Origin of the sequence: Microbacterium sp. (genome assembly GCF_052102115.1) — a bacterium.
Classification (GTDB): Bacteria; Actinomycetota; Actinomycetes; order Actinomycetales; family Microbacteriaceae; genus Microbacterium.
The window spans coordinates 43879-69489 of sequence record NZ_JBQDVP010000001.1; the positions used below are offsets into that span (position 1 = coordinate 43879).

General features: G+C 67.9%; 23 protein-coding genes and 1 riboswitch. Of the genes, 14 read left to right on the plus strand and 9 right to left on the minus strand.

Features of this window, described 5'->3' with window-relative positions:
- Nucleotides 1-54 precede the first annotated feature (54 nt).
- From ACTICP_RS00220 to ACTICP_RS00265, 10 genes are all read left to right on the plus strand, one after another.
- Nucleotides 55-1374, plus strand: coding sequence for an ABC transporter substrate-binding protein (locus ACTICP_RS00220; protein WP_206476796.1), 1320 nt, complete (start codon nt 55-57; stop codon nt 1372-1374).
- Nucleotides 1343-2353: a carbohydrate ABC transporter permease gene (locus ACTICP_RS00225; RefSeq protein ID WP_307823422.1), complete on the plus strand. Its 1011-nt coding sequence runs from the start codon at nt 1343-1345 to the stop codon at nt 2351-2353. Before ACTICP_RS00220 ends, ACTICP_RS00225 begins: the two co-directional genes overlap by 32 nt.
- Nucleotides 2353-3186 carry a carbohydrate ABC transporter permease gene (locus ACTICP_RS00230; RefSeq protein ID WP_241245225.1) on the plus strand — a complete coding sequence of 278 codons (834 nt, stop codon included), beginning with the start codon at nt 2353-2355 and terminating at the stop codon, nt 3184-3186. The genes ACTICP_RS00225 and ACTICP_RS00230 overlap by 1 nt, the downstream gene beginning before the upstream one ends.
- On the plus strand, nt 3183-4037 hold the full coding sequence (locus ACTICP_RS00235) for a sugar phosphate isomerase/epimerase family protein (RefSeq protein WP_441888324.1): 855 nt from the start codon (nt 3183-3185) through the stop codon (nt 4035-4037). Before ACTICP_RS00230 ends, ACTICP_RS00235 begins: the two co-directional genes overlap by 4 nt.
- Nucleotides 4038-4071: 34 nt before the next feature.
- Nucleotides 4072-4216, plus strand: a riboswitch (FMN riboswitch).
- Between the two features lie 51 nt (nt 4217-4267).
- A complete protein-coding gene (gene ribD / locus ACTICP_RS00240; protein ID WP_441888326.1) occupies nt 4268-5296 on the plus strand; it encodes a bifunctional diaminohydroxyphosphoribosylaminopyrimidine deaminase/5-amino-6-(5-phosphoribosylamino)uracil reductase RibD in 1029 nt (342 codons plus the stop codon).
- Nucleotides 5296-5925, plus strand: coding sequence for a riboflavin synthase (locus ACTICP_RS00245; protein WP_441888328.1), 630 nt, complete (start codon nt 5296-5298; stop codon nt 5923-5925). The genes ribD and ACTICP_RS00245 overlap by 1 nt, the downstream gene beginning before the upstream one ends.
- A complete protein-coding gene (gene ribA, locus ACTICP_RS00250) occupies nt 5922-7196 on the plus strand; it encodes a GTP cyclohydrolase II (protein ID WP_441888330.1) in 1275 nt (424 codons plus the stop codon). Before ACTICP_RS00245 ends, ribA begins: the two co-directional genes overlap by 4 nt.
- Nucleotides 7193-7669, plus strand: a complete 477-nt coding sequence (ribH, locus tag ACTICP_RS00255; protein WP_441888332.1) for a 6,7-dimethyl-8-ribityllumazine synthase — start codon at nt 7193-7195, stop codon at nt 7667-7669. Before ribA ends, ribH begins: the two co-directional genes overlap by 4 nt.
- Nucleotides 7670-7716: 47 nt before the next feature.
- The gene (locus tag ACTICP_RS00260) at nt 7717-8070 is read left to right on the plus strand and encodes a Fe-S protein (protein WP_441888334.1); all 354 of its coding nucleotides are present in this window, start codon (nt 7717-7719) and stop codon (nt 8068-8070) included.
- 85 nt (nt 8071-8155) lie between these two features.
- Nucleotides 8156-9541, plus strand: coding sequence for an MFS transporter (locus ACTICP_RS00265; protein WP_441888336.1), 1386 nt, complete (start codon nt 8156-8158; stop codon nt 9539-9541).
- 7 nt (nt 9542-9548) lie between these two features.
- Here ACTICP_RS00265 and ACTICP_RS00270 read toward each other — a convergent pair whose 3' ends face one another.
- Both ACTICP_RS00270 and ACTICP_RS00275 read right to left on the minus strand, forming a co-directional pair.
- Nucleotides 9549-10574 carry a S66 family peptidase gene (locus ACTICP_RS00270; RefSeq protein WP_441888338.1) on the minus strand — a complete coding sequence of 342 codons (1026 nt, stop codon included), beginning with the start codon at nt 10572-10574 and terminating at the stop codon, nt 9549-9551.
- Nucleotides 10575-10593: 19 nt separating this feature from the next.
- Nucleotides 10594-11034 (minus strand): type II toxin-antitoxin system VapC family toxin, encoded by a 441-nt coding sequence (locus ACTICP_RS00275; protein ID WP_441888340.1) that lies wholly within the window; start codon nt 11032-11034, stop codon nt 10594-10596.
- Between the two features lie 138 nt (nt 11035-11172).
- Between ACTICP_RS00275 and ACTICP_RS00280 the strand changes: the two genes are divergently transcribed.
- Nucleotides 11173-13068 carry an ABC transporter ATP-binding protein gene (locus ACTICP_RS00280; protein ID WP_441888342.1) on the plus strand — a complete coding sequence of 632 codons (1896 nt, stop codon included), beginning with the start codon at nt 11173-11175 and terminating at the stop codon, nt 13066-13068.
- 249 nt (nt 13069-13317) lie between these two features.
- Here the strand turns inward: ACTICP_RS00280 and ACTICP_RS00285 are convergent, their stop codons facing one another.
- Complete coding sequence (locus ACTICP_RS00285; protein WP_441888344.1) at nt 13318-15183, minus strand: phosphoenolpyruvate carboxykinase (GTP); 1866 nt, start codon at nt 15181-15183, stop codon at nt 13318-13320.
- A gap of 116 nt (nt 15184-15299) precedes the next feature.
- On the opposite strand from ACTICP_RS00285, the gene ACTICP_RS00290 reads away from it, so the two are divergent.
- A complete protein-coding gene (locus ACTICP_RS00290; RefSeq protein ID WP_441888346.1) occupies nt 15300-16739 on the plus strand; it encodes a helix-turn-helix domain-containing protein in 1440 nt (479 codons plus the stop codon).
- A 70-nt stretch (nt 16740-16809) separates the two neighbouring features.
- Here ACTICP_RS00290 and ACTICP_RS00295 read toward each other — a convergent pair whose 3' ends face one another.
- From ACTICP_RS00295 to ACTICP_RS00305, 3 genes are all read right to left on the minus strand, one after another.
- The gene (locus tag ACTICP_RS00295) at nt 16810-17880 is read right to left on the minus strand and encodes a winged helix DNA-binding domain-containing protein (protein ID WP_441888348.1); all 1071 of its coding nucleotides are present in this window, start codon (nt 17878-17880) and stop codon (nt 16810-16812) included.
- 115 nt (nt 17881-17995) lie between these two features.
- Nucleotides 17996-18436, minus strand: coding sequence for a nitroreductase family deazaflavin-dependent oxidoreductase (locus ACTICP_RS00300; RefSeq protein WP_441888350.1), 441 nt, complete (start codon nt 18434-18436; stop codon nt 17996-17998).
- Nucleotides 18437-18477: 41 nt separating this feature from the next.
- Nucleotides 18478-19920 (minus strand): glyceraldehyde-3-phosphate dehydrogenase, encoded by a 1443-nt coding sequence (locus tag ACTICP_RS00305; RefSeq protein ID WP_441888352.1) that lies wholly within the window; start codon nt 19918-19920, stop codon nt 18478-18480.
- A 127-nt stretch (nt 19921-20047) separates the two neighbouring features.
- Between ACTICP_RS00305 and ACTICP_RS00310 the strand changes: the two genes are divergently transcribed.
- Nucleotides 20048-20695, plus strand: coding sequence for an HAD-IA family hydrolase (locus ACTICP_RS00310; protein ID WP_441888354.1), 648 nt, complete (start codon nt 20048-20050; stop codon nt 20693-20695).
- Here the strand turns inward: ACTICP_RS00310 and murQ are convergent.
- From murQ to ACTICP_RS00325, 3 genes are read right to left on the minus strand one after another with little or no spacing between them, the layout of a single operon-like run.
- Entirely contained in the window at nt 20688-21641 is a 954-nt protein-coding gene (murQ, locus tag ACTICP_RS00315) for an N-acetylmuramic acid 6-phosphate etherase (RefSeq protein WP_441888356.1), read from the minus strand. The two genes, ACTICP_RS00310 and murQ, sit on opposite strands and share 8 nt — an antisense overlap.
- The gene (locus tag ACTICP_RS00320) at nt 21634-22566 is read right to left on the minus strand and encodes a BadF/BadG/BcrA/BcrD ATPase family protein (RefSeq protein WP_441888358.1); all 933 of its coding nucleotides are present in this window, start codon (nt 22564-22566) and stop codon (nt 21634-21636) included. The genes murQ and ACTICP_RS00320 overlap by 8 nt, the downstream gene beginning before the upstream one ends.
- 35 nt (nt 22567-22601) lie before the next feature.
- Nucleotides 22602-23708, minus strand: coding sequence for a DUF998 domain-containing protein (locus tag ACTICP_RS00325; RefSeq protein WP_441888360.1), 1107 nt, complete (start codon nt 23706-23708; stop codon nt 22602-22604).
- Nucleotides 23709-23856: 148 nt separating this feature from the next.
- Between ACTICP_RS00325 and ACTICP_RS00330 the strand changes: the two genes are divergently transcribed.
- Nucleotides 23857-25599 carry a thiamine pyrophosphate-binding protein gene (locus tag ACTICP_RS00330; RefSeq protein ID WP_441888362.1) on the plus strand — a complete coding sequence of 581 codons (1743 nt, stop codon included), beginning with the start codon at nt 23857-23859 and terminating at the stop codon, nt 25597-25599.
- Nucleotides 25600-25611 lie beyond the last annotated feature (12 nt).

The following is a 25611-nucleotide window of genomic DNA, read 5'->3' on the forward strand; positions in this document are numbered from 1 at the left end:
GGATCAGTACCCGCGACCCACGCGGAACACGTCCGCACTGCAGAGAGGCAGACCATGCGCTTGACTCGCCCCCTCCCGATCGCCGCGGCCGTCGCGGCATCCGCCCTCCTTCTCGCCGGCTGTGCCGGCAGTACCCCCGCTCCGACTGCGGATATCAACGCCGAGCCGGTGTATGAGGGCAAGCTGTCGATCCTGACGAAATTCGGAGGCGATCCACTCCAGACCTATTTCGAAGATCTCGCTGCCGCCTACAACGCCGAGCATCCCGATGTCGAGATCGAACTCATCCAAGAGACCGATCAGTCGGTGAAGGACAAGACCAAGACCCTCACGGCCTCGCAGGCGCTACCCGACATCTACTTCACCTGGACGGGTGATTGGGCCCAGAACTTCATCGACGGAGGTCTCGCCGCCGACCTGACGGACCAGATCGCGCCCGGCACCGAGTGGGGTGATCGCTTCGGCGAAGCGTCGTTGTCCGCCTTCGAGAGCGACGGCAAGTATTACGGGATTCCGCTCTACAACAACGGCAAGTTCATGGGATACAACAAGACCGCCTTCACAGCGGCAGGCGTGGATGTACCGACGACATTCGACGAACTCATCAACACGTGCGCACCGCTGCGTGACGCGGGGTACGAGCCCATCGCCTTCGGCAACAAGGACGGCTGGCCTGCACTGCACTACCTGCAGCAGCTGTTCGCCTACAACGTTCCCAGTGATGTGCTCCGGGATGATTTCGATCCCGAGAAGGCGGAATGGAATGATCCGGGCTACGTCGAGTCCCTCGAACAGCTTCATACCCTCGTGAATGAGTGCACCGACTCCGGAAACGGCACGAACGGTGTTCTGTACACGACCGCGCAAGAGGCGCTCGCAGGCGGGCGAGCGGCCATGTACTACCAAGAGGTCCTTGAATTCGACACGGTCACCGCGGACGGCTCCACGCTCACCACCGATGACTTCGGTCTCTTCCCTCTGCCCGCACCCGAGGGCGCCGCGGGCGACCTCGGGGCGATCGAGGGTGCCCCCGAGGGCTACCTGGTGAACGCACGTTCCCCGCAAGCTGCGCTCGCGGTGGACTTCATGAAGTTCGTCACCCAACCCGAGAACGCCGGTGCACTCTCTGCGGCCCCGTACGGGCAGCCGAGCGCCGTCGTGGGCGCCGTCACGGAAGAGACCTCGAGTCGGGCAGTCTTCGAAGGCATCACTCTGGTCAACGAGGCGTCCCAGTTGATCGGCTGGCTCGACACCGTGACCGTTCCCGAAGTCGCCGATGCCTGGCTTGCCGGCGGCGAAGCCATCATCAGCGGCAGCACCAGCGCGGAGGAAGTGCTCGACAGTGTCCGAGCGGCCAACGACTCGGCCCGTTGAGGTGCCGTCGGGGGCCGGCCTGCGTCAGCCCCCGACGCTCACTGAAGCCATCGTCACGTCCGGCAGAGGCGGGCGCGCGGGCGGGCGCGCGGCACGTGGCACGGCCAGACGTCTGGTGTCGCTGGCGTGGGTGCTGCCGGCGCTCGTCGTGCTCGGCGTCTTCGTCTACCTGCCACTCGTGCAGAACCTCGTGTTCTCGACGCAGGAGTGGGACATCTACTCCGGGGCATCGGAGTTCGTCGGGCTGAAGAACTACGAGAAGCTCGCCCACGACCCGGTGTTCTGGACGTCGCTGGGAAACAACATCCTTTACGCGGTGCTCTCGATCGTCTTCCAAGTGGGAGGTGCGCTCGTTCTGGCCGCGATGATCGAGAGCCTGAGGAGCACGCGCTGGCGGCAGGCTCTTCGAGCGATCTACTTCGTTCCCTCCGCGGTCTCGCTCACGGTCGCGGGCCTGCTCTTCTACTTCATCTACGAACCCAATCTCGGGCTCCTCAATCACGCTCTCGATGCGGTGGGCCTGGATGCGCTCACACAGCCCTGGCTAGGCCAAGAATCGACCGCGATGGTCTCGATCATCGCGATGAGCCAATGGCAGGGCTTCGGCTACTGCACTCTGTTGTTCGCCGTCGCCATTCAGCGCGTGCCGACGGAGCTGTACGAAGCGGCAGCTCTCGATGGCATCGGCGCCGTACGACGGTTCTTCCACGTCACAGTTCCTCTCGTACGCGAAATGACCGGACTCATGGTCATCGTCACCGTATCCGGCGCGTTCCAGGTCTTCAACGAAGTGATGGTGATGACGACCGGCGGGCCCAACAACTCGACGCAGGTGCTGGCGACGTGGCTGTACCGAAGCGGATTCGTTCGCAACGACTTCGGATACGCCGCGGCGATCGCCACCGTCATCTTCTTCGTGACACTCGTGATCGCGCTCGGACAACTCTGGTACACCCGACGCAAGAAAGTGGATTTCTGATGTCCCGCACCGGATTCGTCGCCGCAATCGGTCGTGTCTTCCTCTGGTCGTTCCTGCTCGCCCTCGCCGTCGTCGTGATCTATCCGCTGCTGTGGATGGTCCTCAACGGTTTCAAGACGAACACCGAGCTGTTCGGCAATCCCTTCGCGCTCCCGCTGCAGCTCGACTGGGAGAACTACGCCGACGCATGGAATCGCGGAGTCAGCGACTACCTCATGGCCAGCGTGCTCGTGACGGTCACCTCCACGATCGCGACCGTGTTCATCAGTGCGTGGGCGGCGTACGGTCTCACCCGCGTCAGAATGCCCTTCGGTCGATCAGCGTCTTTCGTCATCCTGGGTGGTCTCATGCTGGCACCCGCGGTCGCACTCGTCCCGCTTGTGCGTATGTTCCAGGCGATGGGGCTGTACAACACGTTCTGGGCGCTGCTGATCCTCTACACCGCGTTCCGCATCCCGTTCACCACATTCCTCATTCGCGCCTACATGATCGACCTGCCGCGTGAGGTGGATGAAGCCGCAGAGATGGATGGCGCGAGCCGGTGGATGACGTTCTGGCGCATCACGCTGCCGATGAGCAAGCCGATCATCATATCCACGGTGATCCTGCACGTTCTGTTCGCGTGGAACGAATACCTGTTCGCGATGGTGTTCACCAGCGGTACGACCGTTCAGACCCTGCCGGTCGGCCTCACCAGCCTGATGAGCAAACACGGCACGGACTACCCGGTCGTGTTCGCGGGAATGGTCGTGGCCGCCCTCCCGATCATCGTCATGTTCTTCGCGAGCCAGCGGTACTTCATCAAGGGCCTATCCGAGGGAATCGGGAAGTGACGTCCGTGCTCGTCGATCGCGTGTGCGGATCCAATTTCGCCTATCAGCACCATTCGCTGGAACAGTGCTTCGACGACCTCGCCGCGCTCGATCGAACGCAGGTCGAGCTGTGGGGTGTCGCGCCGCACGCGCACGTGGACCTGCTCAGTGACGGCGATGCGCGCAGCATTCGTTCGCTGGCGGCCGATCGTGGTCTGGAGATCGTGTGCTTCACACCGGAGCAGGTGATGTATCCCGTGAATATCGCTGCGGCCGATGACACCTGGCGGGCGGCGAGCATCTCGACCTTCCACCGCGCCGCACAGCTCGCCATCGAACTGGGCGCCCAAAGGCTGCTCCTGACCTCCGGCAGAGGCCAGGAAGACGAGCCCCGGCGCTCGGCGTGGATTCGCGCCACCGACAGCCTGGGCGAGATCACCGCGTATGCGGCCGCGCTCGGCCTCGACTGCGTTCTCGAACCGCTGCAGCGCGTGGAATCGAATCTGGTCGTCACGGCGGATGACGCCGCGTTGATGCTCTCGCAGGTGGCCTCTCCTGCGCTCGGCGTCGTGCTCGACACCGTGGCTGCGAATGCCGCAGGGGATTCGATCGATGACTATTTCGCCGCGCTCGGTGACCGAGTGCGGCACGTTCATCTGATCGATGGGTCACCCACCGGCCACCTCGCTTGGGGCGACGGGTGCCTGCCGCTCGGTGACATCGTGACAGCGCTTGATCGTCAGGGTTACCTGGGTGCCGCCACGATCGAGCTCTTCGGCGATGGCCGCTACGCGCTTAATCCGCGCCCCGTTCTGGCGCGCTCGTTGGATGCCGTCGCCGGCGTGTGTGCAGTCTCCAACGACGCGGAATGAATCACGCGCTCACGCGTTGACTACACTGAGCATCAACGTGCTCCGGGGTCGGTGTGAATCCGAACCGGCGGTGACAGTCCGCGAGCGCGTCGGTTTTCCGACGTGCTGATCCGGTGAAATTCCGGGACCGACGGTGATGTGGGAGAGATCCCACTAGTCCGGAAGGGAGGCAGCACGATGCGCGGCGACGCGCATACTGTCATCCCCGGGGTCAGGACGAAGGACGACGGATGGCAGTGACCCAGGCGGAACGCCGCGCGATGACGCGTGCGCTCGCACTTGCGGTCCGCGGTCCGCGCGGAATCAATCCGCAGGTGGGCGCCGTCATCCTCTCCCCCGCCGGCGACGTCCTCGCTGAGGGCTGGCATCGGGGTGCGGGCACGCCGCATGCCGAGATCGATGCCCTGTCTCATCTCGCAGACGGTGCGGGCCGCGGCGCGACCGCGGTCGTCACCCTCGAGCCCTGCAACCACACCGGTCGCACCGGCCCCTGCGCTCTCGCCCTCATCGACGCCGGAGTCTCCCGCGTCGTCTACGCTCTCGACGACCCCGGCGCCGTCTCCGGCGGCGGTACAGAACGCCTGTACGCCGCCGGTGTCGAGGTCGAAGCCGGCGAGCAGGCGGATGCCGCAACCGCTCTCATTGCAGACTGGCTGAGCGCGCAGCGGCGGGGCCGCCCGCACATCACCGTGAAATGGGCGCAGAGCCTCGACGGCCGCGCCGCAGCTTCCGACGGCACCAGCCAGTGGATCACCGGGCCCGAAGCGCGAGCCGACGTGCACCGCCGCCGGGCTATCGCCGACGCGATCGTCGTGGGCACCGGCACCGTGCTCGCCGACGACCCGGCCCTCACCGCCCGCGACGGCGACGCGCTCCATGCGCGCCAGCCGGTCCCGGTCGTCATCGGGTCGCGAGAGACACCGGCGGATGCCGCGGTGCGCCGCCACCCGCACGAACCGCTCTTCTTCGACACCCACGACCTGCAGGCCATCACCCGGGATCTCCATGCCCGCGGCATCCAGAGCGTGTTCGTCGAAGGCGGGCCGACGCTCGCGAGCGCGTTCATCGCCGCCGGCCTCGCCGACAGCATCCTGGCGTACATCGCACCGGTGCTGCTCGGCGGCGAGCGCCTGGCACTCACCGACATCGGCGTCCCCACGATCGACGCCGCCCACCGATTGACGATCGACGAATGGGTGCCGCTCGGCCCCGATCTGCTCGCGATCGCCCGATCAGAAGACAGCAAGGGAGTCCGCTGATGTTCACCGGAATCATCGAGGAGATCGGCGAGATCACCGCCATCGCGCCGTCCGGCGACGGTTGGCGTCTGACCGTCCGCGCTCCGAAAGCCGCGCAGGATGCCGTGCACGGCGAGTCGATCGCCGTCTCGGGGGTCTGTCTCACCGTGGTGGGATCCGGGCCCGACACCTTCGACGCGGATGTGATGAAGCAGACGCTCGACGTGTCGGCACTGGCCACGGCTTCCGTCGGCACCCAGGTCAACATCGAGAAGGCGATGCCGGTCGGCGCGCGCCTGGGCGGGCACATCGTCCAGGGCCATGTCGACGGCGCCGGCACGATCGTCGAGGTGCGCCCCGGCGATCAGTGGAGCGTGCTGCGCGTCGCGATCCCCGCCGACCTCGCTCCCGTCGTCGTCGACAAGGGCTCGATCTCGATCGACGGCATCTCGCTCACGGTCAGCGCCGTGAGCGACCCGACCGATGCCGACGCCTGGCTCGAGGTCTCGCTCATCCCTGAGACGCTCACCGCCACGACCCTCGGGGGCCGTGTCGTCGGAGACCGCGTCAATCTGGAAACCGACATTCTCGCCCGTCATGTCGAGCGCCTCCTGGCGTTCCGGGCCGTCTCGGAAGGAGGCTCGAGATGAGCCTTTCCACCATCGAAGAAGCTCTCGAGTCGCTGCGTGCAGGCCGCCCCGTCATCGTCGCCGACGACGAGAACCGCGAGAACGAGGGCGACGTCATCCTCTCGGCCGAGCTCGCCACCCCGGAGTGGGTCGCGTGGACGGTGCGCTGGTCGTCGGGGTTCATCTGCGCCCCGATGCCGTCCGACCTCGCCGATCACCTGAACCTGCCGCCGATGGTCGAGGCCAACGAGGACGCCCGCTCCACCGCCTACACGGTGAGCGTCGACGCCGCCGAGGGCGTCACGACCGGCATCAGCGCCTCCGACCGCGCGCACACACTGAATGTGCTCGCGAACCCGGCCTCGACGTCGACGAGCGTCATCCGGCCCGGCCACGTCCTGCCGTTGCGCGCTGTGGACGGCGGCGTGCGCGAGCGCGGCGGCCACACCGAAGCCGCTGTCGATCTCATGAAGCTCGCGGGCCTGCAGCCGGTGGGTGCGATCGCCGAGGTCGTCGCCGAGGACGGCAGCATGATGCGTCTGCCCGGGCTCAAGGAGCTCGGCGCCCGCGACGGCGTGCCGGTCATCACGATCGAACAGCTCATCGCGCACCTCAACAAGACAGATCCGCTCGACGGTCCCGTGACGTCGTCGCGCGCCGGCAAGCGCCGGGTCAGCCTGCGAGCGGATGCCACCGTGCCGACCGACCACGGCGTCTTCCGCTTTCTCGCCTACAAGGACCGCGTGACCGGCACCGATCACATCGCGGTCGTCTCCGGCGAGCCCGGTGAGACGGCGCTGGTGCGCGTGCACTCCGAGTGCCTGACCGGTGAGGCGTTCGGCTCGCTGAAGTGCGAGTGCGGGCCGCAACTGGATGCGGCCCTGGACGCCATCGAGCAGGACGGCGGTGTAGTCATCTACATGCGCGGGCACGAGGGACGCGGCATCGGACTCATCAACAAACTGCGCGCCTACAGTCTGCAGGAGGAGGGGCTCGACACCGTCGACGCGAACCTCGCACTCGGCCTGCCTGCTGATGCGCGCGAGTATGCGGCTGCGGCCGGCATCCTCAGCGATCTCGGCATCTCGAGAGTCCGCCTGCTCACGAACAACACCGACAAGGCCACGAAGCTGCGCGAACTCGGTCTCGACGTCATCGAGCAGGTGCCGCTGATCGTCGGCGTTGGACCCAACAATCATCAGTACCTCGAAACCAAGCGCGACCGTATGGGCCACATCATCGGCGAGGCCGAGCTTGCGGCCGCCCTCGCGCAGGGGAAGGAGAACGCATGAGCGGCGCAGGAGCACCGTCCGCCCACGAGAAGATCGATGGCACCAGCCTGAAGGTGGTCGTCATCGCCGGAACCTGGCACGATGTGATCACAGACGGACTGATCGCCGGGGCCGAGCGCGTGCTCGCAGCATCCGGCGCGGCATACGAGACCGTGCGTGTTCCGGGATCGTTCGAGCTCGCGGTCGCTGCGCAGGCGGCTTTCGCCGGTGGCGCGGATGCCGTGGTCGCCCTGGGCGTGATCATCCGCGGCGGCACACCGCACTTCGAGTACGTGTCGGCCGCGACCACCGACGGGCTCACGCGCGTCTCGTTGGATGCCGGCAAGCCGGTCGGCTTCGGCGTGCTCACCCTCGACGATGAGCAGCAGGGCCTCGACCGGGCAGGACTCGAAGGATCGAAGGAGGACAAGGGCGCGGAGGCGGCGGATGCCGCGCTGCGGACCGCCCTGGTCATCACGGCGCTGCGCGGGTGAGGCTCGCCTTTCTAGCGCCCGGACGGCGGCGAGACTAGCCTGACCGCATGGAGATTCTTCGGCATGTCGTCGTGTTCATCCACCTCATCGGCTTCGCCACCCTCTTCGGCTCCTGGGCCGTGCAGGCCTTCGGCGGGAAGCGTGAGTTCACGCGCCTGATGAACACCGGAATGGCGATCGCCGCGGTCGCCGGGCTGATCCTTGCCGCACCGTGGGGCATCGATGGGTCCATGAACTACGCCAAGATCGGCACGAAGCTCGTGATCCTGCTGATCATCGGGGCCCTCCTCGGGATCGGGCTGTCCAAGCAGCGCAAGTCCGGCGGCGTCCCCCCGGCGATGTTCTGGTTGGTCGGCATCCTGACGCTCGTCAACGCCGGAATCGCGGTTCTCTGGCAGTAACACGCGGCAACCGTCGCGAAGCGCACCCGCCAGAGGCGTAAACTCCCCCGGGTGCTCGTCTACGAGCGCCCGAACGTCAAGGAGTATGGTGAGCACCGCCGTCAAACCCGCCAACCCGCGCTCGCGCGTCATCACCGCCAGCCTCGTCGGCACCACGATCGAGTTCTACGACTTCTACGCCTACGCGACGGCCGCAGTCCTCGTCTTCCCGATCCTGTTCTTCCCGAGCGATAACGAGACCGCCTCGCTGCTGGCATCCTTCGCTGTGTTCGGCGCGGCAATGGTCGCCCGTCCCATCGGCGCGATGGTGTTCGGCCACTTCGGTGACAAGTACGGCCGCAAGGCCACGCTCGTGGCATCCCTCCTCACGATGGGCATCGCGACGGTCCTCATCGGAGTGCTGCCGACGTTCCAGCAGATCAACTGGGTGGCCCCGCTTCTGCTCCTCGTCCTGCGCCTCGCGCAGGGCTTCGCTCTCGGCGGCGAGTGGTCGGGGGCTGCTCTCGTGGCGACCGAGAACGCCCCGAAGGGAAAACGTGCCTGGTACGGATCGTTCCCGCAGCTGGGCGCCCCGATCGGCTTCATCATCGCGAACTTCATCTTCCTGGCGATCAACTGGCTGCTGCCGCACGCCGAGGACCCGGCGCTGAAGTCCGAGGCGTTCCTCTCATGGGGCTGGCGGATCCCGTTCCTGTTCTCGGCCGTCATGGTGATCATCGGCCTGTGGGTGCGGCTCAAGCTCGTCGAGTCCGACACGTTCAAGAAGGCCGGCGAAAGCGGAACCATCCGCAAGATGCCGCTCGTCACGGTCTTCCGCCACTACTGGAAGCAGCTCATCCTCGGCACGTTCATCATGCTGGCAACCTACGTGCTGTTCTACCTGATGACGAACTTCACGCTCACCTACGGCACCGCTCAGACCGATGCCGACGTGCCCGGCTCCGGATTCGGATACACCGATTTCGTGCTCATGCAGATCGTCGGCGTCGTGTTCTTCGGCATCTTCACGTTGCTCTCCGGGCCGATCGCCGATGCCATCGGGCGCCGCAAGCTGCTGCTGTGGATCACGGGGGCGATCATCGTCTTCGGCCTGACGTTCAATCTATTCCTGCTTCCGCAGGCCGACCCGAAGTTCACCGGCGCGCTGACGCAGGCGTTCCTCATCCTGGGGTTCATGCTGATGGGCACCACATTCGGCCCGATGGGCGCGATGCTCCCCGAGCTGTTCCCGACCAACGTGCGGTACTCGGGGTCTGCGATCTCGTACAACGTGTCGTCGATCCTCGGCGCCGCCGTCGCGCCGTTCATCGCGGTTGCGCTGTGGTCCGCGACCGGTGGTGCTCCCTGGCTCGTCGGCGTCTATCTGTCGGCCATGGGCGTACTGACCTTCATCGCGCTGATCTTCACACCGGAGACCAAGGACCACGATTACGAGGCCGACCTCGGGTTGGCGCAGAGCGCCGAGCTGTAGACCGGGCTCAGTAGCCGGCGAATACCCGTCGTACGGCGCCGTCGAGCACGATTCGGCCGCCGTAGGGCACAATCCACTGCGGCCGGGTGTGGCCGAACGGCACGCCGACACAGGTGACGGCATCCGGGTTGTACTTGGCCACCGTCTCCAAGACGACGTCTCGCTGCGCTGCGCGGAGCGCGTCGGCTTCGGCAGCTGACGGATGGAAATCGAAGTCACTCACCGGCGGACGCGCGACGACGACCCCCGCGACGGCCGAGAGGATTCCGCGCTCCCCGAGCCCCCGCATCCAGCGGCCGACCCAGGATGCCGCGGGGCGCTCCTCGCTCGTCTCGATGAGCAGGATCGTGCCCTCCAGATCGGAGGCCGCGGGGAGTCGCCCGGCGAGGGCGAGCTGGTCGATCACTTCGAGGCAACCGCCCCACGTGCGCCCCTCGACGCGCGCGGCAGGGCCCGCCCACACCCAGGGCTCGGTCGGGATGCGGTCGCCGTATGCGCTCAGCGCACGCGGATCCGTCCAGCGCTTGCCGACGTCCTCGGACTCCCCGGGTTCGGTGAGCTCGAGCTCACCACCGTCGAGGAGCGCGGCTCGCAGCGACCGGAGGTGCACGTCATCGACGGCGGGGCCGGGCCCGAGGTGCACGGCGGTCGAGCCACCGTAGAAGCCGGGGATCCCGAGCCGCCACAGCCAGTTCAGGATGTTCGTGTTGTCGCTGTACCCGAGGAACGGCTTCGGGTCGGCCTGCGCGAGCGCGGCGTCGAGGTGCGGGACGACGAGGATCTGGTCGTCTCCCCCGATCGTCGCGAGGATCGCACGGATGCTCGGATCGGCGAACGCGGCATTGACGTCAGCCGCGCGGGCCTCGGGCGAGGCATCGAGGTCGCGCGTGGTCGGATACTCGACCGGAATGAGGCCGGTCAGCTCGGTCAGCCGCCGCAGCGCCTGCTCGTGCAGCGCGGGTGCGACGGCAGGAGCGGCGAACGCGGGCGAGAGTACCGCGACCCGGTCACCGAGGAGGAGCTTTCGTGACATCACCCCATTGTGTCGGACGTCACGGGACGATCACGTCGCAGTAGCGCTCGGCGGTCCTGGCGAGCTTCCGATCGAGCGTCAGCAAAGGAAGGTCCAACGCCTCGGCGAGCGCGACGTACCCCGCGTCGTATGCAGAGATCTCGCTTCGCATCTGCCAGATCCGCGACAGCAGGCCATGCAGAGGATGACGCTCGACCTCCAAGAGAGCGAGGGTGTCGAGAGCCTCCCTGGCATCACTCGCGGGGATTTCTCCGCGAAGCGTCTTTCGCCGAAGAGATGAGAGCACTTCGATGTCGAGCCCCGCGGCACGCGCGGCGTCGCGCGCCTCGAGAATCTGCTCCGGCGTCAGCGTGCGCCCACGCCGCGCCGTCCGCTCCCGCGCGGCAGCGACGATCTCGGCATTGGTTCGGAAACGGACGAGTTCGGTCAACTGACGGGCAACATAGTCGGACAGGCTCATCCGTTCCGCGGCGGCACACTCCTTGAGCCGCTCGTGGACGTCATCTGTGGATAACTCACGCGTTCACAACAGGTCAAGCGGGCCCCGCACAGGAAGTACGGTCGTAGGTAACCCCTTTTCTTCAGATCGAGGTCTCGCATGTCTCGTACGGCGCCCACTCGCCGGCGCGGACGCGGTGCGCCGCAGGACGGCCCGCGCGCCACTTTCCGCCAGCTCCTCCCCTTTCTCTTCGAGCACAAGCGCACGCTGATCGTCGTCGCCGTGCTCAGCGTCATCGGCGCCGCGACCTCGCTCGTACAGCCGCTGCTGGTCGGTCAAGTGATCTCGTTCGTCCAAGAAGGCAAGACCCTCGGGATGCTGGTGTGGGCACTGGTCGCGTTCGTGATCATCTCGTCGGTCATCTCGGGCTATCAGCACTATCTGCTGCAGCGCACCGGCACCGCCGTCGTGCACTCCAGCCGCCGGCAGCTCATCGCCCGCATCTTGCACCTGCCGATCCGTGAGTTCGACGCGCGCCGAACCGGCGATCTCGTCTCGCGCGTCGGCACCGACACGACACTGCTGTACGCGGTGCTCACCCAGGGCCTGGCCGATGCCGTCGGCAGTGCCCTGATGTTCATCGGAGCGCTCATCGCGATGCTGCTCATCGACCCGATTCTGCTGCTGATCATCGTCGTGGTCGTGGGGGCCTCGCTGACGGTCGTCGTGCTGCTGGGCGGCCGGATCCGCACGGCGTCGACGGCTCAGCAGGTCAAGGTCGGCGAACTCGCCTCGGCCGTCGAGCGCGCGGCCTCATCGATCCGCACCGTGCGCGCGTCGGGTGCGACCGAGCGCGAGACGGATGCTGTATCCGGGATCGCACGCGACGCGTACGGCATCGGCGTGCGCATCGCGAAGGTCTCGGCGCTCGTCGTGCCGATCTCTGGCGTCGCCCTGCAGCTTTCGCTGCTCGCGGTGCTCGGCGTCGGCGGTTTCCGTGTGGCCGCCGGTGCCATTACGGTGGCATCGCTGGTCACCTTCGTGATGTTCCTGTTCATGATGCTCATGCCGCTGGCGACGACGTTCGGTGCGATCACCTCGGTGAACCAGGCGCTGGGTGCGCTCGGTCGCATCCAAGAGGTGCTTGATCTGCCGACCGAGGATCAGGAGGATGCCGCGATCGCCGCATCGGTCGCACCGGCGGGCGAGCCGGGGCCGTCCCTTCCCGCCCTGTCGTTCCACGACGTGCGCTTCCGCTACCCCGACGCCGTCGTCGCGGCACGCGAATCGGCCGCGAAAGAGGCGCGCACGGTCCTCGTCGATGCCCACCTCGAACGCGCCGAGGAAGCGGTGGATGCTGCGACGCAGACCGACCGCGACGTCCTCCGTGGCGTCTCCTTCGACGTCCCGCGCGGGGCGCGGGTGGCTCTTGTCGGGCCGAGCGGCGCGGGCAAGAGCACGATCCTCTCGCTCATCGAGCGCTTCTACGACCCCACGGGCGGATCGATCCGCCTGGACGGCCATGACATCCGCACCTACCCGCGCGCCGAGCTGCGGGCGAACTTCGGCTACGTCGAGCAAGACGCCCCGACCCTCGCCGGTACCCTTGCGGACAACCTGCGCCTTGCCTCGCCTGAGGCCACAGACGCCGACTGCGCGCGAGTCCTGCAGGCTGTCAACCTCGGCGACGTGCTGGAACGCGATCCGCTCGGGCTCGAAACCCCCGTCGGCGAAGACGGCGTGATGCTCTCGGGCGGCGAGCGCCAGCGTCTCGCGATCGCGCGAGCGCTGCTGACAGAGGCGCCGATCCTGCTGCTGGACGAATCGACGTCGTCGCTGGACGGCGTCAACGAGAAGCGCATGCGCGAGGCGATCGACGCGGTCTCTGCCGACCGCACGCTGGTGGTGATCGCGCACCGGCTCTCGACCGTCGTCGACAGCGACCTGATCGTCGTGCTCGAGGGTGGCGAGGTCGTGGGCAGCGGCACGCACGCCGAGCTCATCGAGTCGACCCCGCTGTACCGGGATCTCGCCCGCCATCAGCTGCTGGCGTAGCGTTCGGGGTGGGAGGGCTTCGACTCGCTCAGCCCGTTTCGTCTCGCTCCGCTCGCTCAACGACCCGCTCGGGGACCGGTGCGCGAGAGGTCGCGGAGGTGCGGACGCTGTCCCGTTCTGCAGACTGATTCCCCCGAAACGTCCGCAGAACGGGACAGGCCCGGCTATCTCGCGGCGGCAGGATGACGGGACCACTCAGCCATGGGTCTGTCCCTGCCATCCCGCCGCCGCGGGTCTGGTGCGCGGCGCTTACTGCGCCTGCGCGAGTCGGTAGCGCAGCGAGGCGAGCTCGGTGCGCAGGGCCGCCGGCAGTGTCTCACCGAAGGTGTCGTAGAACGCCTCGGTCGAATCGGCCTCCTGCTGCCACGCGGCGGGGTCGACGCTGAAGAGCTCGTCGAGGTCCTCACTCGGGATCTCGATGCCGTCGAGGTTGAGGTCCTCCGTGAGGGGCAGCCGGCCGATCGGGCTGTCGACGGCGGCGACCTCACCGCTGATGCGGCGGATGAGCCAGTCGACCACGCGGGCGTTGTCGCCGAAGCCGGGCCACAGGAACCGGCCGTCGGCGCCGCGACGGAACCAGTTGACCTGGAAGATCCGCGGTGCACGGTCGAAGCGCAGGGACCGGCCGACCTTGAGCCAGTGCGCGAAGTAGTCCCCCATGTTGTAGCCGCAGAACGGCAGCATCGCGAACGGGTCGCGGCGCAGCTCGCCGAGGGTGCCCTCGGCCGCAGCGGTGCGCTCAGACGAGATGGTCGAGCCGAGGAAGACGCCGTGCGTCCAGTCGGTGGCCTCGACTACGAGGGGGACGTTGCTCGCCCGGCGGCCGCCGAACAGGATGATGTCGAGCGGGACCGCTTCTTCCCAGTCGTCCGAGATCTGCGGGCACTGCGCTGCCGCGACGGTGAAGCGCGAGTTCGGGTGCGCGGCGGGGCGCCCGGAGTCCGGCGTCCAGTCGTTGCCCTCCCAGTCGATGAGGTTCGCCGGAGGCGTGTCGGTCAGCCCCTCCCACCACACGTCGCCGTCGGGACGGAGCGCGACGTTGGTGAAGATCGTGTTGCCCCAGAGGGTCTCGATCGCAGTGACATTTGTCGACTCGCCGGTGCCAGGTGCGACGCCGAAGAAGCCGGCCTCAGGGTTGATGGCCCACATGCGACCGTCTTCGCCGGGACGGATCCATGCGATGTCGTCGCCGAGCGTCTCGACCTTCCAGCCGGGAATGTTCGGGCGGAGCATCGCGAGGTTCGTCTTGCCGCAGGCCGAGGGGAACGCAGCGGCCACGTGGTACGCCTTACCGTTCGGGTCGATGACGCGGATGAGCAGCATGTGCTCGGCCAGCCAGCCCTCGTCGCGGGCGATCACCGAGGCGATGCGCAGCGCGAAGCACTTCTTGGCGAGGATCGCGTTGCCGCCGTAGCCCGAGCCGTAGGAGTACACCTCGAGCGAGTCGGGGAAGTGCACGATGTACTTGTCGTCGTTGCAGGGCCACTCGACATCCTGCTCGCCCGGGGCGAGCGGGGCGCCGACGGAGTGCACCGTCTTGACCCACGGGGCGCCCTCGGCGATCTGACGGGTGACGGCGTCGCCGACGCGGGTCATGATGCCGATGGATGCCACGGCGTAGGCGCTGTCGGTGATCTGCACCCCGATGTGCGAGAGAGGCCCGCCCACGGCGCCCATCGAGAACGGCACGACGTACATCGTGCGACCGCGCATCGACCCCTCGAAGATCTCGGTCATCTTGGCGCGCATGTCGGCGGGGTCTGCCCAGTTGTTCGTGGGGCCGGCATCCTTCTCCTGCTCGGAGGCGATGAAGGTGCGCGCCTCGGTGCGTGCGACGTCGCTGGGGTGCGAGCGCGCCAGGTACGAGCCGGGGCGCCACTCGGGGTTGAGCTTGATCAGCTTGCCCTCGTCGACAAGACCGCGCAGCAGAGCGTCGTTCTCGGCCGCCGAGCCGTCGACCCAGTGCACTGCGGCAGGCTGGGTGAGTTCGCGGATCTCTTCGACCCAGGCTTTGAGCTCGGCCATCTCCGCAGTGTCATACGTCGGAGCGGCGCCCAGCGAACGCACCGGGGCGACTGCCCGAACGCGAGATGTGAAGGTCTCGACCATAGCCATGACTGCTCCTTGAGGATCGAAGAGATCGGTGTCTGCATCCATTCTGAGCAACCAACACGCGCACTTTCGGTCGATTTCGTTCTAAAGAAGTGCGTTTCTTTCGGTATGCTCAAGGAATGAACACGGGCCTCCATCTCACGACCCTCGGTCATCGCATCAGGCACCACCGTGTGTCTCAGGGGCTCACCCTCGACGAACTCGGCGCGAAGGTGGGTGTCGCCGGTTCCCAGCTCAGCTTGATCGAGAACGGCAAGCGCGAGCCGAAGCTCTCACTGCTGCAGGCGATCGCCCAGGCCACCGGAACCGAAGTTCCTGATCTGATCTCGGATGAGCCGCCGAACCGGCGCGCCGCCCTGGAGATCGAACTCGAGAACGCGCAGGCGAGCCCGGTGTTCCGCCAACTCGGCATCACGCCGGTGCGGGTATCGAAGGGGATGCCCGACGAGACGATCGAGGCGATCCTGGGGCTCCATCGCGAACTGCAGCGCCGCGAACGCGAGGCCATCGCGACGCCGGAGGAGGCACGCCGGGCGAACACCGAACTGCGCCTGCGCATGCGCGCGCAGAGCAACTACATCGGCGACATCGAGAAGCTCGCCGAGAAGCAGCTCAAGGCCGCCGGGCACGTCAGCGGGGCGCTCACCCACCGCACCGTGATCATCATGGCTCAGCAGCTCGGCTTCGAGCTGCTCTATGTCAACGACCTGCCCCATTCCACGCGCTCGGTCACGGACCTCGAGAACAGCAGGATCTATCTGCCCCCGGCATCCATCCCCGGCGGTCACGGACTGCGCTCGATGGCGCTGCAGGCGATGGCGCACCGCCTGCTCGGGCACACGCCGCCGACCGACTACGCCGACTTCCTGCAACAGCGGCTGGAGATCAACTACTTCGCCGCGGCGTGCCTGATCCCCGAGACGGCGGGGGTCGCCTTCCTGCAGCAGGCGAAGAAGGACCGCAACCTCGCCGTGGAAGACTTCCGCGACGCGTTCGGTGTGACGCACGAGGCGGCCGGTATGCGGATGACCAACCTCATGACCGAGCACCTGGGCATGAAGCTGCACTTCCTGCGCGTCGACAACACCGGTGCGATCACGCGCGTGTACGAGAACGACGATCTGCCGCTGCCGATGGATGTCACCGGCGCCGTGGAAGGGCAGCCGGTGTGCCGCAAGTTCCAGGCGCGCGCCGCCTTCACTCAGCAGAACCGCACCACCGAGCGCTACCAGTACACCGACACGCCGTCCGGAACCTTCTGGTGCGCGACGCAGACCGGTTCAGGAAGCGACGGCGAGTACTCGGTCACCGTCGGCGTGCCGTTCGATGACGCACGCTGGTGGCGCGGGCGCGACACTCCGGATCGCACCGTGTCGACCTGCCCGGATGAAGCGTGCTGCCGCCGGCCCGATCCCCATCTCACCGACCGGTGGAGCAGCCAGTCGTGGCCGAGTGCGCGCGTGCACATGCACATGTTCTCGCCGCTCCCCCGCGGCGCCTTCCCTGGCGTCGACGACAGCGAGGTGTACGCATTCCTCGACCGGCACGCGGCGGAGTGAGCTTGTCTCCCGCATGCGGGAAGGGTTTCGCCGGTTACGGGCGCTCAACACCCGCGAAAAGCTTCCCGCATCATCCGGTGATGAACGCGGCGTAGCGGTCGAGGGCCGCGGCGATGGCCGCATCGCTCGCGCCGCCCGGAGTCAGCAGCTCGGGCACCGGGTCGTCGGTGTGCCGCCCGACAGCGGTGGAGTGCCGCCAGGTTCCGACGACGACGCCGTCCGCGAGGAGGATCGGGCGCACCATGCCGTTCTTGCCCGGTCCGACGGCGGCCAAATGCTCGGGCGGGCAGGCGATCGTGCGGTCACGATACGAGATGTAGTACTCCTCGAACGGGCCGAGGGCGAGGACGGATGCTGCGCGCGAGCTGCGCCGCGGATGCGTGCGCGCGGCGAACACGCCCTCCGTCGTCTCGTGGATGCGCTGGTCGGAGACGGATGCCGCGGCGCGGGCGGTTCCGAGGGTGACACCCGCCCACCAGGCGAAGTCCTCGGCGGTCGCCGGTCCGTGCCCGACGATGAAGCGCACGAACATCTCGGCGGCGGGGTCGGCCGGTGCTGCAGCGGGTGTGCGGATGTGCTCGTCGGTGAGCACGAACAGCTGCTCACGCGAGGCGCCGCCGGGCCGTGGGACGACCGGCCCCTGGCAGAGGATGCCACGCAGCGCCAGGTTCTGGATGGCATGCAGCCCGCGCTGACCTGCCGGGTCGATACCGGCGTTCTCGAGCACGGTGAAGAGTTCGGTGCGTGTCATCGCGTTGCCACCGCGCAGCGCACCGCAGAGCACCCGTTCGACCGTCGCAAGCACGTCGGTGTCGAGCCCGAGTTCGCGATATCGCGGTGCGGCCAGGCGCAGCTGACGCTCCCCCGTCACCGCTAGCACCCACGCCAGATCTTCGGCGGGGAGAACGTGCAGGGTGCCGCGCTGAGTCCACGCACGGATGAGCGTGCCGCGGTCGAAGAGTCTGTCGACCGCGCGCAGCGTCGGCGCACCGGTCGTGCGCGCGGCGATCGCCCAGCGCCCGGCCCAGAACTCCTGCGCCTGCACCGCGAGCATGTGGCGCGCAGCATCCAGCACTGTCCGCGCCGGAGCCGTGAGCCGATGCGAGCGCAGCCGCTCTGCGCGGAGCATTCCGGGGGTCATGCTCCCATCCTGCCCGCTGCCACCGACATCAATACCTCGCGATGCGAGATGATCCATGTCGGTTATGGAACTCCGTAGCCGACCGAAACCATCTCCCCTAGCGCGAGACGACAGGTCACGCCGCGATCGGCTCCAGCACGAAGACCGCGATCCGGCGATCCGTCTTGGTCTGATACTCGGCGTAGTCGGGAAAGGCCTGGACCGCCCGGTCCCACCACAGTGCGCGCTCCTCGCCGTCGACTTCCCGAGCGATGTAATCACGCCGGACGTCGACGTCCTGCAGTTCGACGTGCGGATGCTTGCGGATGTTCGACGCCCACTTCGGCTCCTGCGGCGCACCGCCGAGCGATGCGATCACCGCGTACTGACCGTCGTGCTCGACGCGCATGAGAGCTGTCTTGCGCAGCGCGCCGGTCTTGGCGCCGACTGTCGTCAGCACGATGATCGGCATCCCCCTCAACGACCCGGCTTCCGTGCCCGCCGATGCTTCGAACTTCTCGGCCTGCGTGCGCGCCCAGTCCGACGTGGACGGCTGATATTCCCCGTTCAATGGCATGCTTTCATCCTAGACATCCCGCTCCGAGACGGTGAGCCGGGTCACGCCTGCAGCGTCACCTCGCGACGCGGGGGCAGTACGACGGGGTGGGAGCCGGCCATGACCTCGAGCACGCGGATGACCTGGCACGAGTAGCCGTACTCGTTGTCGTACCAGACGTACAGCACGACGTCGCGGTCGTTCGCGATCGTGGCGAGGCCGTCGACGATGCCGGCGCGGTGCGAGCCGACGAAGTCCGTCGAGACGACCTCGGGAGATTCGACGTAGTCGATCTGCTGCCGCAGCTTCGAGTGCAGCGAGACCCGGCGCAGGTAGTCGTTGAGCTCGTCCTTGGTCGCCGCGTTCTCGAGGGTCAGGTGCAGCACGGCGAGCGAGACGTCGGGGGTGGGGACACGGATCGCCGACCCCGTGAGCTTGCCCTCGAGCTCCGGCAGCGCGCGGGCGACGGCCTTCGCGGCGCCGGTCTCGGTGATGACCATGTTCAGCACCGCCGAGCGGCCGCGCCGGTCACCGGAGTGGAAGTTGTCGATGAGGTTCTGATCGTTCGTGAACGAGTGCACCGTCTCGACGTGGCCGCGCACGATTCCGTAGGCCTCGTCGACGGCCTTGAGTACCGGGGTGATGGCGTTCGTCGTGCAGGATGCCGCCGACAGGATGCGGTCCTCCGGGGTGATGGTGGCGTCGTTGATGCCGTGCACGATGTTCTTCAGCATCCCCTTGCCGGGAGCGGTCAGCAGCACCCGCGCGACCCCCTTCGCCTCGAGGTGGCGGCTGAGGCCCGCCTCGTCGCGCCAGCGCCCGGTGTTGTCGACGACGATCGCGTTCTGGATGCCGTAGGACGTGTAGTCGACGGATGCCGGATCGTCTGAGTAGATCACCTGGATGCGCGTGCCGTTGGCGATGATCTGCGAGGCTTCTTCGTCGACGGTGACCGAGCCGGCGAAGCGGCCGTGCACGGAGTCGCGCATCAGCAGCGACGCGCGCTTGACGAGGTCGTTGTCCGAACCGCGGCGCACGACGATGGCGCGCAGGCGCAGTCCGCTGCCGCCGCTGGTGTGCGCGATGAGGATGCGGGCGAGCAGGCGCCCGATGCGGCCGAAGCCGTACAGCACGACATCGGTGGGATCGGCGGGTTCCGCCCCCATCGCCGGGGCGAGGGCCTCGCGCAGGTACTCGTCGAGGTCGGCATCCGTGCGCCCGGCGACGAGCCGTGCGACATCGATCGACGATGCTCCGGGCGCCAGCTCACGCAGCGCCTCGAGCACGGCGAGGGTGTCCTCCAGCGCCAGTTCCTCGTGGCCGAGCTGGGCGACGCGCTCGTGCATCTCGATGATGCCGGTGGTCGACAGGCCCAGCAGACGATGCCCGTGCAGCGAGGTCACCACCTCGTGATCGCGGCGAAGAGCTCCGATCAGCGGAACCATCCGCTCGGCGAGCTCTTCCTTGGTCATCCAGTCGTCACGATATGCCGCGAAGTCGTTCATCAGCGTCCTTGCATGTTCTGAGCGCGCCGAAGATCGTCCGGCGCGCGAGTTGCCGGGTGGAACATCGGGGGATGCCACCAGAATAGTCGGCGTCGGAACCCGCTCGTGACCGGGCTAGCCTGGATGCATGGCAACCGTCACCGCCCGCGCCGCGCTCCTCGACATGGACGGCACTCTCGTCGACTCGACCGCCGTCGTCGAGCGCCTCTGGTGGGAATGGGCTGAGCCGCACGGCCTCGATCAAGACACCGTGCTCAAGACGGTCCACGGACGCCAGGGCTGGCAGAGCATGGCGATACTGCTGCCCGAGCGCGACCACGAGATCAACCTCGTCGAGAACCAGCAGCTGCTCGCCCGCGAGAGTGCCGAGACCGACGGCGTCTTCGAGATCTCCGGTGCCGCCGAACTGCTCAGTGCTCTCGCCCGCCTGCCGCACGCCATCGTCACCTCGGCCGACCTCGCTCTGATGACCGCCAGGATGGGCGCCGCAGGGCTGGCCATCCCCGAACTCGCGATCACCGCCGAACGAGTGACGAACAGCAAGCCCGATCCGGAGGGGTTCCTGCTCGCAGCATCCCTTCTCGGCATCGACCCCGTCGACTGCGTCGTATTCGAGGACTCCGGCGCCGGCATCCGCGCCGGACTCGACGCGGGCATGATCGTCATCGGCGTCGGGCCGCACGCCCCCGAGTTCGGCCCGGCGCATCACGTCGACGACCTCACGCAGATCGAGATCTCCCCGGCCGGCGACGGCTTCGAGGTGCGGATCAACTGAGCGCTGAGATCGCCTCACGCAGGATGCCGCCGGCCTCGGCCAGCGCGGCCCGCGCACGTTCGACGTCGGCACCGCTGGCGAGGGTCAGCAGTGCGAGCTTCACGGAGCCCCCCGCCTCTCGCAGCGCCGCGGCCGCCTCGTCGACGCCGACCCCGGCGAGTTCGGTGACCGTACGGATCGAGCGGGCGTGCAGCTTCTCGTTGGTGGCGAGCAGATCGACCATGACGCCGCGGTAGGTCTTGCCGAGCTTGATCATCGACAGGGTCGTGAGCATGTTCACGACGAGCTTCTGCGCTGTGCCCGACTTCAGCCGGGTGGAACCGGAGATGAATTCGGGGCCGGTGACGACCTCGATCGGGATCTCGGCTGCGGCACCGATGGCGGAGTCGCGGTTCGATGCGATCGCGACGGTGAGCGCGCCGATCCCCCGGGCGTACTCGAGGCCGCCGACGACGTACGGCGTGCGGCCGGATGCTGAGATACCGACGACCGTGTCGCGGTCGGTGAGTGCGAGGTCGCGCAGGGATGCCTCAGCGGCATCCGCATCGTCTTCGGCGTTCTCGACGGCCGCGCGGATCGCAGTCTCGCCGCCGGCGATGATGCCGACGACCATCGACGGATCCGTGCCGAACGTGGGCGGGCATTCGCTGGCGTCGAGCACGCCGATGCGTCCCGCCGTCCCCGCACCGATGTAGATGAGGCGCCCACCGCGGCGGAAGCGCTCGGTGATTCCGTCAACCGCGCGGGCGATCTCCTCCGTCCGCTCGGCGACGGCGACGGCGACCCGCTGGTCTTCAGCGTTCATCCGGCGGACGAGCTCGACGGTGCCCTGCAGATCGAGGTCGCCGCGTTCAATGGTCGCCGCCTCTGTGTCGAGCTGCGAGAGCACCCCGAGCAGTTCGGCCAGGCGAGCGGGATCGTGGTCAGGGGCTGCTGCATCAGGCACGGTGGACGAACCTTTCGTGGGGCATATCGGTACGGCGGGCGAGGAGTGCGGCGCCGTCGAGGGCGTCGCCAGCGGCAGGGGTGACGTCTCGGCCGGCGGAGGTCAGGGAGCTCTCCAGTCGGGAGCGGAATCCGTCGTGGTCGGTCAGTCCACCGTGGACGACGACGCGCGGAGCATCGGATGCCGCGACGGCGGATGCCGTGAGCAGACGAGTCGCCTCGGCCACGATCCGGTCGGCAACGGCGTCTCCGGTGACGGCAGCGTCGAGCACGAGGGGTGCGAGCGAGGCCAGCTGCCGTGCCACAGCGAGATCGCCGGCGAGCCACGCGACGGCATCCGAGGCGGGTGCGATGTGTGCGCGGATGGCATCGGTGAGTGCGGTCGCCTCTCCGAGCCCGTCGCGGGCGCGCAGCGTTGCCCGGATGCCTTCGCGGCCGATCCATGAGCCGCCGCCGAGGTCGCCGAGGTCGGGCCCCCAGCCGTCGACGAGGTGGACGCCGTTCGTTTCGACGGCGTTCTTGTCGACGCCGTTTTTATCGACACCGAGCGCTGCGGCGCCGGTGCCGGCGATCAGGAGCGTTCCGGGTGCGCCCTCCAGTGCACCGGCATGGGCTGTGACGACGTCGGAGGCGACCGCGACGCGGGCGCCGGTCTCATCGGCGAGCCGTCGTGCGAGTTCGAGCGCCTGATCGGGTGCGGTCCAGGCGCCCGCGGCGCCCACTCCCAGTGCGTCGATCCGCCCCGTGTGCCCTGCCTGCCCCGCTCGCTCGAGCAGTGGCAGGATCGCGCCGAGCGCGGCGTCGATGCCGTTCGCAGAAGCCAGACCCGGCGCACCGTCACCGAAGAATGTGCGCAACCCGCCAGCATCCATGACCGCGACCCGGCAGCGGGTCTTGCCGAGGTCGACGGCGGTGGTGATCTGCATCTCTCGACTCTCGGTCGGCGTCATATGTAAAGAGTCTATACATACTCACGAGCCGCCGCGGGAACGGTCACCACAACGGGCGCGAGCTCGTGCGCGGCACGCAGGAAGACGATGATCCAGCTGAAGATGAGAATGGCGGCGATCAGTTCGACCGCGGTGAGGTTGTAGTAGCCGGTGACGAAGAAGATGGCGAGCAGCGCGATCACGGCGACGTAGACGTAGCCCAGACCGATGAAGACCTTCGAGATCGTGGGCAGCAGCCAGGGCAGCGCGATCACGACGGCTGCGAACGCGACGGTCATACCGGTGGCGACGGTGTTGTGCACGAGGAAGAAGGCGTCGATGGGAAAGATGCCGACGCAGGTGAGGAAGATGCCGACGCAGATCATGCCGATGCGGATGAGGCGACGACCCCGCTTCTCCTTCCGAGTCGTCACCGGCAGTCCGGCCGTCGCGTAGCGGGTGATGATGGTGACGATGACGCCGGCGACGATGAGCGTTCCGTTGAAGATCCACCGCGAGTCGTTGCTGGCCATGCCGAGCGCCGAGAGGTTGTCGCGCCACCAGTGCACGTCCGACGCCGTCAGCATACTGGCGAAAGCGCCGACGACGAGGAAGATCGCGAGCACCAGTGAGAGCATCATCGGCGTGAGAGATGCGGCGCTGAGGAAGCACACATACGCCGTCAGGGCGAAGGCGACGCCGACGATCACCGCCCCGGGGAAGTCGAAGACCGGCGCATCGGTGAAGCTCATCTCGAGGAGCGACGCGATGCCCGACCAGCCCAGCAGTGCCGTCACCGCGTATGCCAGCGTGATCGCCGCCGTGTCATACCAGCGCAGGCGATCGTCGCGCATGGTCAGGCCGTCTCGGCGCGACCTCATCCGCCCGTGCAGCACCGCGGCCCGGCCCAGCAGGACGGCGATCACGGCGACGGCCGCCCCGCCGACCGCCGCATAGGCACCGATCGACCATGCCCCGGAGATCCGCAGCTCGCTCCCCCAGAAGATGATCAGCGTCACCAGGAACCCGACGATGAAGAAGGCCGCTCCGACGAGCAGCGCGATGTTCTCCAGCGACAGTGCGCCGTCCCGAGCACGCCGAACCAGGTCATGCCGGAGAGTATTGAGTCGAGTCGCCATGGACCCATTCTGGCGTCAACGCAGAGCTAGAATCGACATGTCCGGCACTGCCGGTGCTCGAAAAAAGGGCACGAAGCCTCCGACGCGCGGAAGCGTCGAGCGAGACACATACGGAATCCGCAACCGTACCGTCTCGAAAGGCTCCGTCATGCCCACCGTATCCGCGCACGCCGCCATCACCCTCGCCCGCCACGTCGACCATGTCTTCGGAGTGATGGGCAACGGGAACGCGTACTTCCTCGATGCCCTCGAACGCGAGACGTCGGCGTCGTTCACGGCGGTCCGCCATGAGCAGGGCGCCGTGGTCGCCGCAGACGCGCATTACCGCGCCTCGGGGCGCATCGCCGCAGGCACCGCCACCTACGGCGCCGGATTCACGAACACGCTCACCGCGCTCGCCGAGTCTGTGCAGGCGCACATCCCGCTCGTGCTCGTCGTGGGAGACGAACCGACCTCGGGCCCGCGCCCCTGGGACGTCGACCAGATCGCACTCGCCTCGGCCGTCGGCGCCCGCACCTACACGGTCGGGCGAGCGGATGCCGCGGCAACCACCGTCATCGCCATGGAGCACGCCCTCACCTATCGCGTGCCCGTCGTGCTCGCGATCCCCTATGACGTCGCCGCGCTCGAAGCCGGCCCCGTGCCCGATGCGCCCGCCCCCCGCGTTCCGCGTGCACTCGACCCTGCCGGCGGGTTCGCCGAGGGGATGCTGGATGACATCGCCGCAGCCCTGCGCGATGCAGAGCGGCCATTCCTGCTCGCCGGGCGCGGCGCCTGGCTCGCCGGCGCCGGGGAGGCGCTGGGGGCTCTGGCCGACGCATCCGGAGCGCTCACAGCATCCACCGCCCTCGGGTGCGGCGTGTTCCCCGCCGCCGAGTACGACCTCGGTGTGACCGGCGGATTCGGGGCCGAGGGGGCGATGGAACTCGTCCGCAACGCCGACGTCGCCGTCGTGTTCGGGGCGTCGCTGAATCAGTTCACGATGCGATTCGGCGAGCTGTTCGCGCCGGGGACGCGGGTGTTCCAGGTCGATGTGGCTCCGGCGGCGACCCACGCGCACGTGGGCGGGTACGTCCGCGGCGACGCCCGTGTTGTCGCAGAGGCACTGGTCGAGCGGCTCCGCCCCGCGCACGATCTCCGCCCCGTGCACAACTTCGGATCCGGCGACCGACACGCCGGCGCGCACGTGCCCGCCGACGGCGTGTCGTCCACGGCATCCGAAGCTGTGCGGCGGCCGTGGCGCGAGGCCATCGACGTCGTGGCCGCCCGGGCGTACGACACGGGTGACGAGCTCGCGCCGGACGGGCGCCTCGATCCCCGCTCGGCGGCACGGCGCATCGCCGAGCTGCTGCCCGAGGACCGTGTCGTCGTCTCGGACGGCGGGCACTTCATCGGCTGGGCGAACATGTACTGGCCGGTCGCCTCACCCGATCGCATGATGATGGTGGGCACAGCGTTCCAGGCGATCGGTCTGGGGTGGCCGAGCGTCGTCGGGGCGGCCAGAGCCCGGCCCGAGTCGACCGTCGTTCTCAGCACCGGCGACGGCGGCGGGCTCATGGCGATCGCCGACCTCGAGTCAGCGGTGCGCACCGCCGGCGGCCGTGGGTGCGCCGTCGTCTGGAACGACGCCGCCTATGGCGCAGAGGTGCACCTCTACGGACTCAAGGGGCTCGCCGAGGAGCCCATGCGCATCCCCGAGGTCGACTTCGCGGCGTTCGCCGCAGCGGTCGGCGCCGAGGGCGTCGTCGTGCGCACCCTCGACGATCTCGACCGGCTGGGGAGCTGGGCGGCGCAGCCCGTCGCCGAGCGTCGGTTCCTGCTGCTCGACCTGCGCATCTCCCCGATGGTGATCGCGCCGTATCAGCAGGAGATCATCCGCGTGAACAGCTGAGGCCAGCTCGCG

Excerpts from the sequence above, each read along its gene's own strand:
- ACTICP_RS00220 (WP_206476796.1), top strand. The coding sequence starts at position 55 with ATGCGCTTGACTCGCCCCCTCCCGATCGCCGCGGCCGTCGCGGCATCC.
- ACTICP_RS00230 (WP_241245225.1), top strand. The coding sequence starts at position 2,353 with ATGTCCCGCACCGGATTCGTCGCCGCAATCGGTCGTGTCTTCCTCTGG.
- ribD (WP_441888326.1), top strand. The coding sequence starts at position 4,268 with ATGGCAGTGACCCAGGCGGAACGCCGCGCGATGACGCGTGCGCTCGCA.
- ACTICP_RS00245 (WP_441888328.1), top strand. The coding sequence starts at position 5,296 with ATGTTCACCGGAATCATCGAGGAGATCGGCGAGATCACCGCCATCGCG.
- ribA (WP_441888330.1), top strand. The coding sequence starts at position 5,922 with ATGAGCCTTTCCACCATCGAAGAAGCTCTCGAGTCGCTGCGTGCAGGC.
- ribH (WP_441888332.1), top strand. The coding sequence starts at position 7,193 with ATGAGCGGCGCAGGAGCACCGTCCGCCCACGAGAAGATCGATGGCACC.
- ACTICP_RS00260 (WP_441888334.1), top strand. The coding sequence starts at position 7,717 with ATGGAGATTCTTCGGCATGTCGTCGTGTTCATCCACCTCATCGGCTTC.
- ACTICP_RS00265 (WP_441888336.1), top strand. The coding sequence starts at position 8,156 with ATGGTGAGCACCGCCGTCAAACCCGCCAACCCGCGCTCGCGCGTCATC.
- ACTICP_RS00270 (WP_441888338.1), bottom strand. The coding sequence starts at position 10,574 with ATGTCACGAAAGCTCCTCCTCGGTGACCGGGTCGCGGTACTCTCGCCC.
- ACTICP_RS00275 (WP_441888340.1), bottom strand. The coding sequence starts at position 11,034 with ATGAGCCTGTCCGACTATGTTGCCCGTCAGTTGACCGAACTCGTCCGT.
- ACTICP_RS00280 (WP_441888342.1), top strand. The coding sequence starts at position 11,173 with ATGTCTCGTACGGCGCCCACTCGCCGGCGCGGACGCGGTGCGCCGCAG.
- ACTICP_RS00285 (WP_441888344.1), bottom strand. The coding sequence starts at position 15,183 with ATGGCTATGGTCGAGACCTTCACATCTCGCGTTCGGGCAGTCGCCCCG.
- ACTICP_RS00290 (WP_441888346.1), top strand. The coding sequence starts at position 15,300 with ATGAACACGGGCCTCCATCTCACGACCCTCGGTCATCGCATCAGGCAC.
- ACTICP_RS00295 (WP_441888348.1), bottom strand. The coding sequence starts at position 17,880 with ATGACCCCCGGAATGCTCCGCGCAGAGCGGCTGCGCTCGCATCGGCTC.
- ACTICP_RS00300 (WP_441888350.1), bottom strand. The coding sequence starts at position 18,436 with ATGCCATTGAACGGGGAATATCAGCCGTCCACGTCGGACTGGGCGCGC.
- ACTICP_RS00305 (WP_441888352.1), bottom strand. The coding sequence starts at position 19,920 with ATGAACGACTTCGCGGCATATCGTGACGACTGGATGACCAAGGAAGAG.
- ACTICP_RS00310 (WP_441888354.1), top strand. The coding sequence starts at position 20,048 with ATGGCAACCGTCACCGCCCGCGCCGCGCTCCTCGACATGGACGGCACT.
- ACTICP_RS00320 (WP_441888358.1), bottom strand. The coding sequence starts at position 22,566 with ATGCAGATCACCACCGCCGTCGACCTCGGCAAGACCCGCTGCCGGGTC.
- ACTICP_RS00325 (WP_441888360.1), bottom strand. The coding sequence starts at position 23,708 with ATGGCGACTCGACTCAATACTCTCCGGCATGACCTGGTTCGGCGTGCT.
- ACTICP_RS00330 (WP_441888362.1), top strand. The coding sequence starts at position 23,857 with ATGCCCACCGTATCCGCGCACGCCGCCATCACCCTCGCCCGCCACGTC.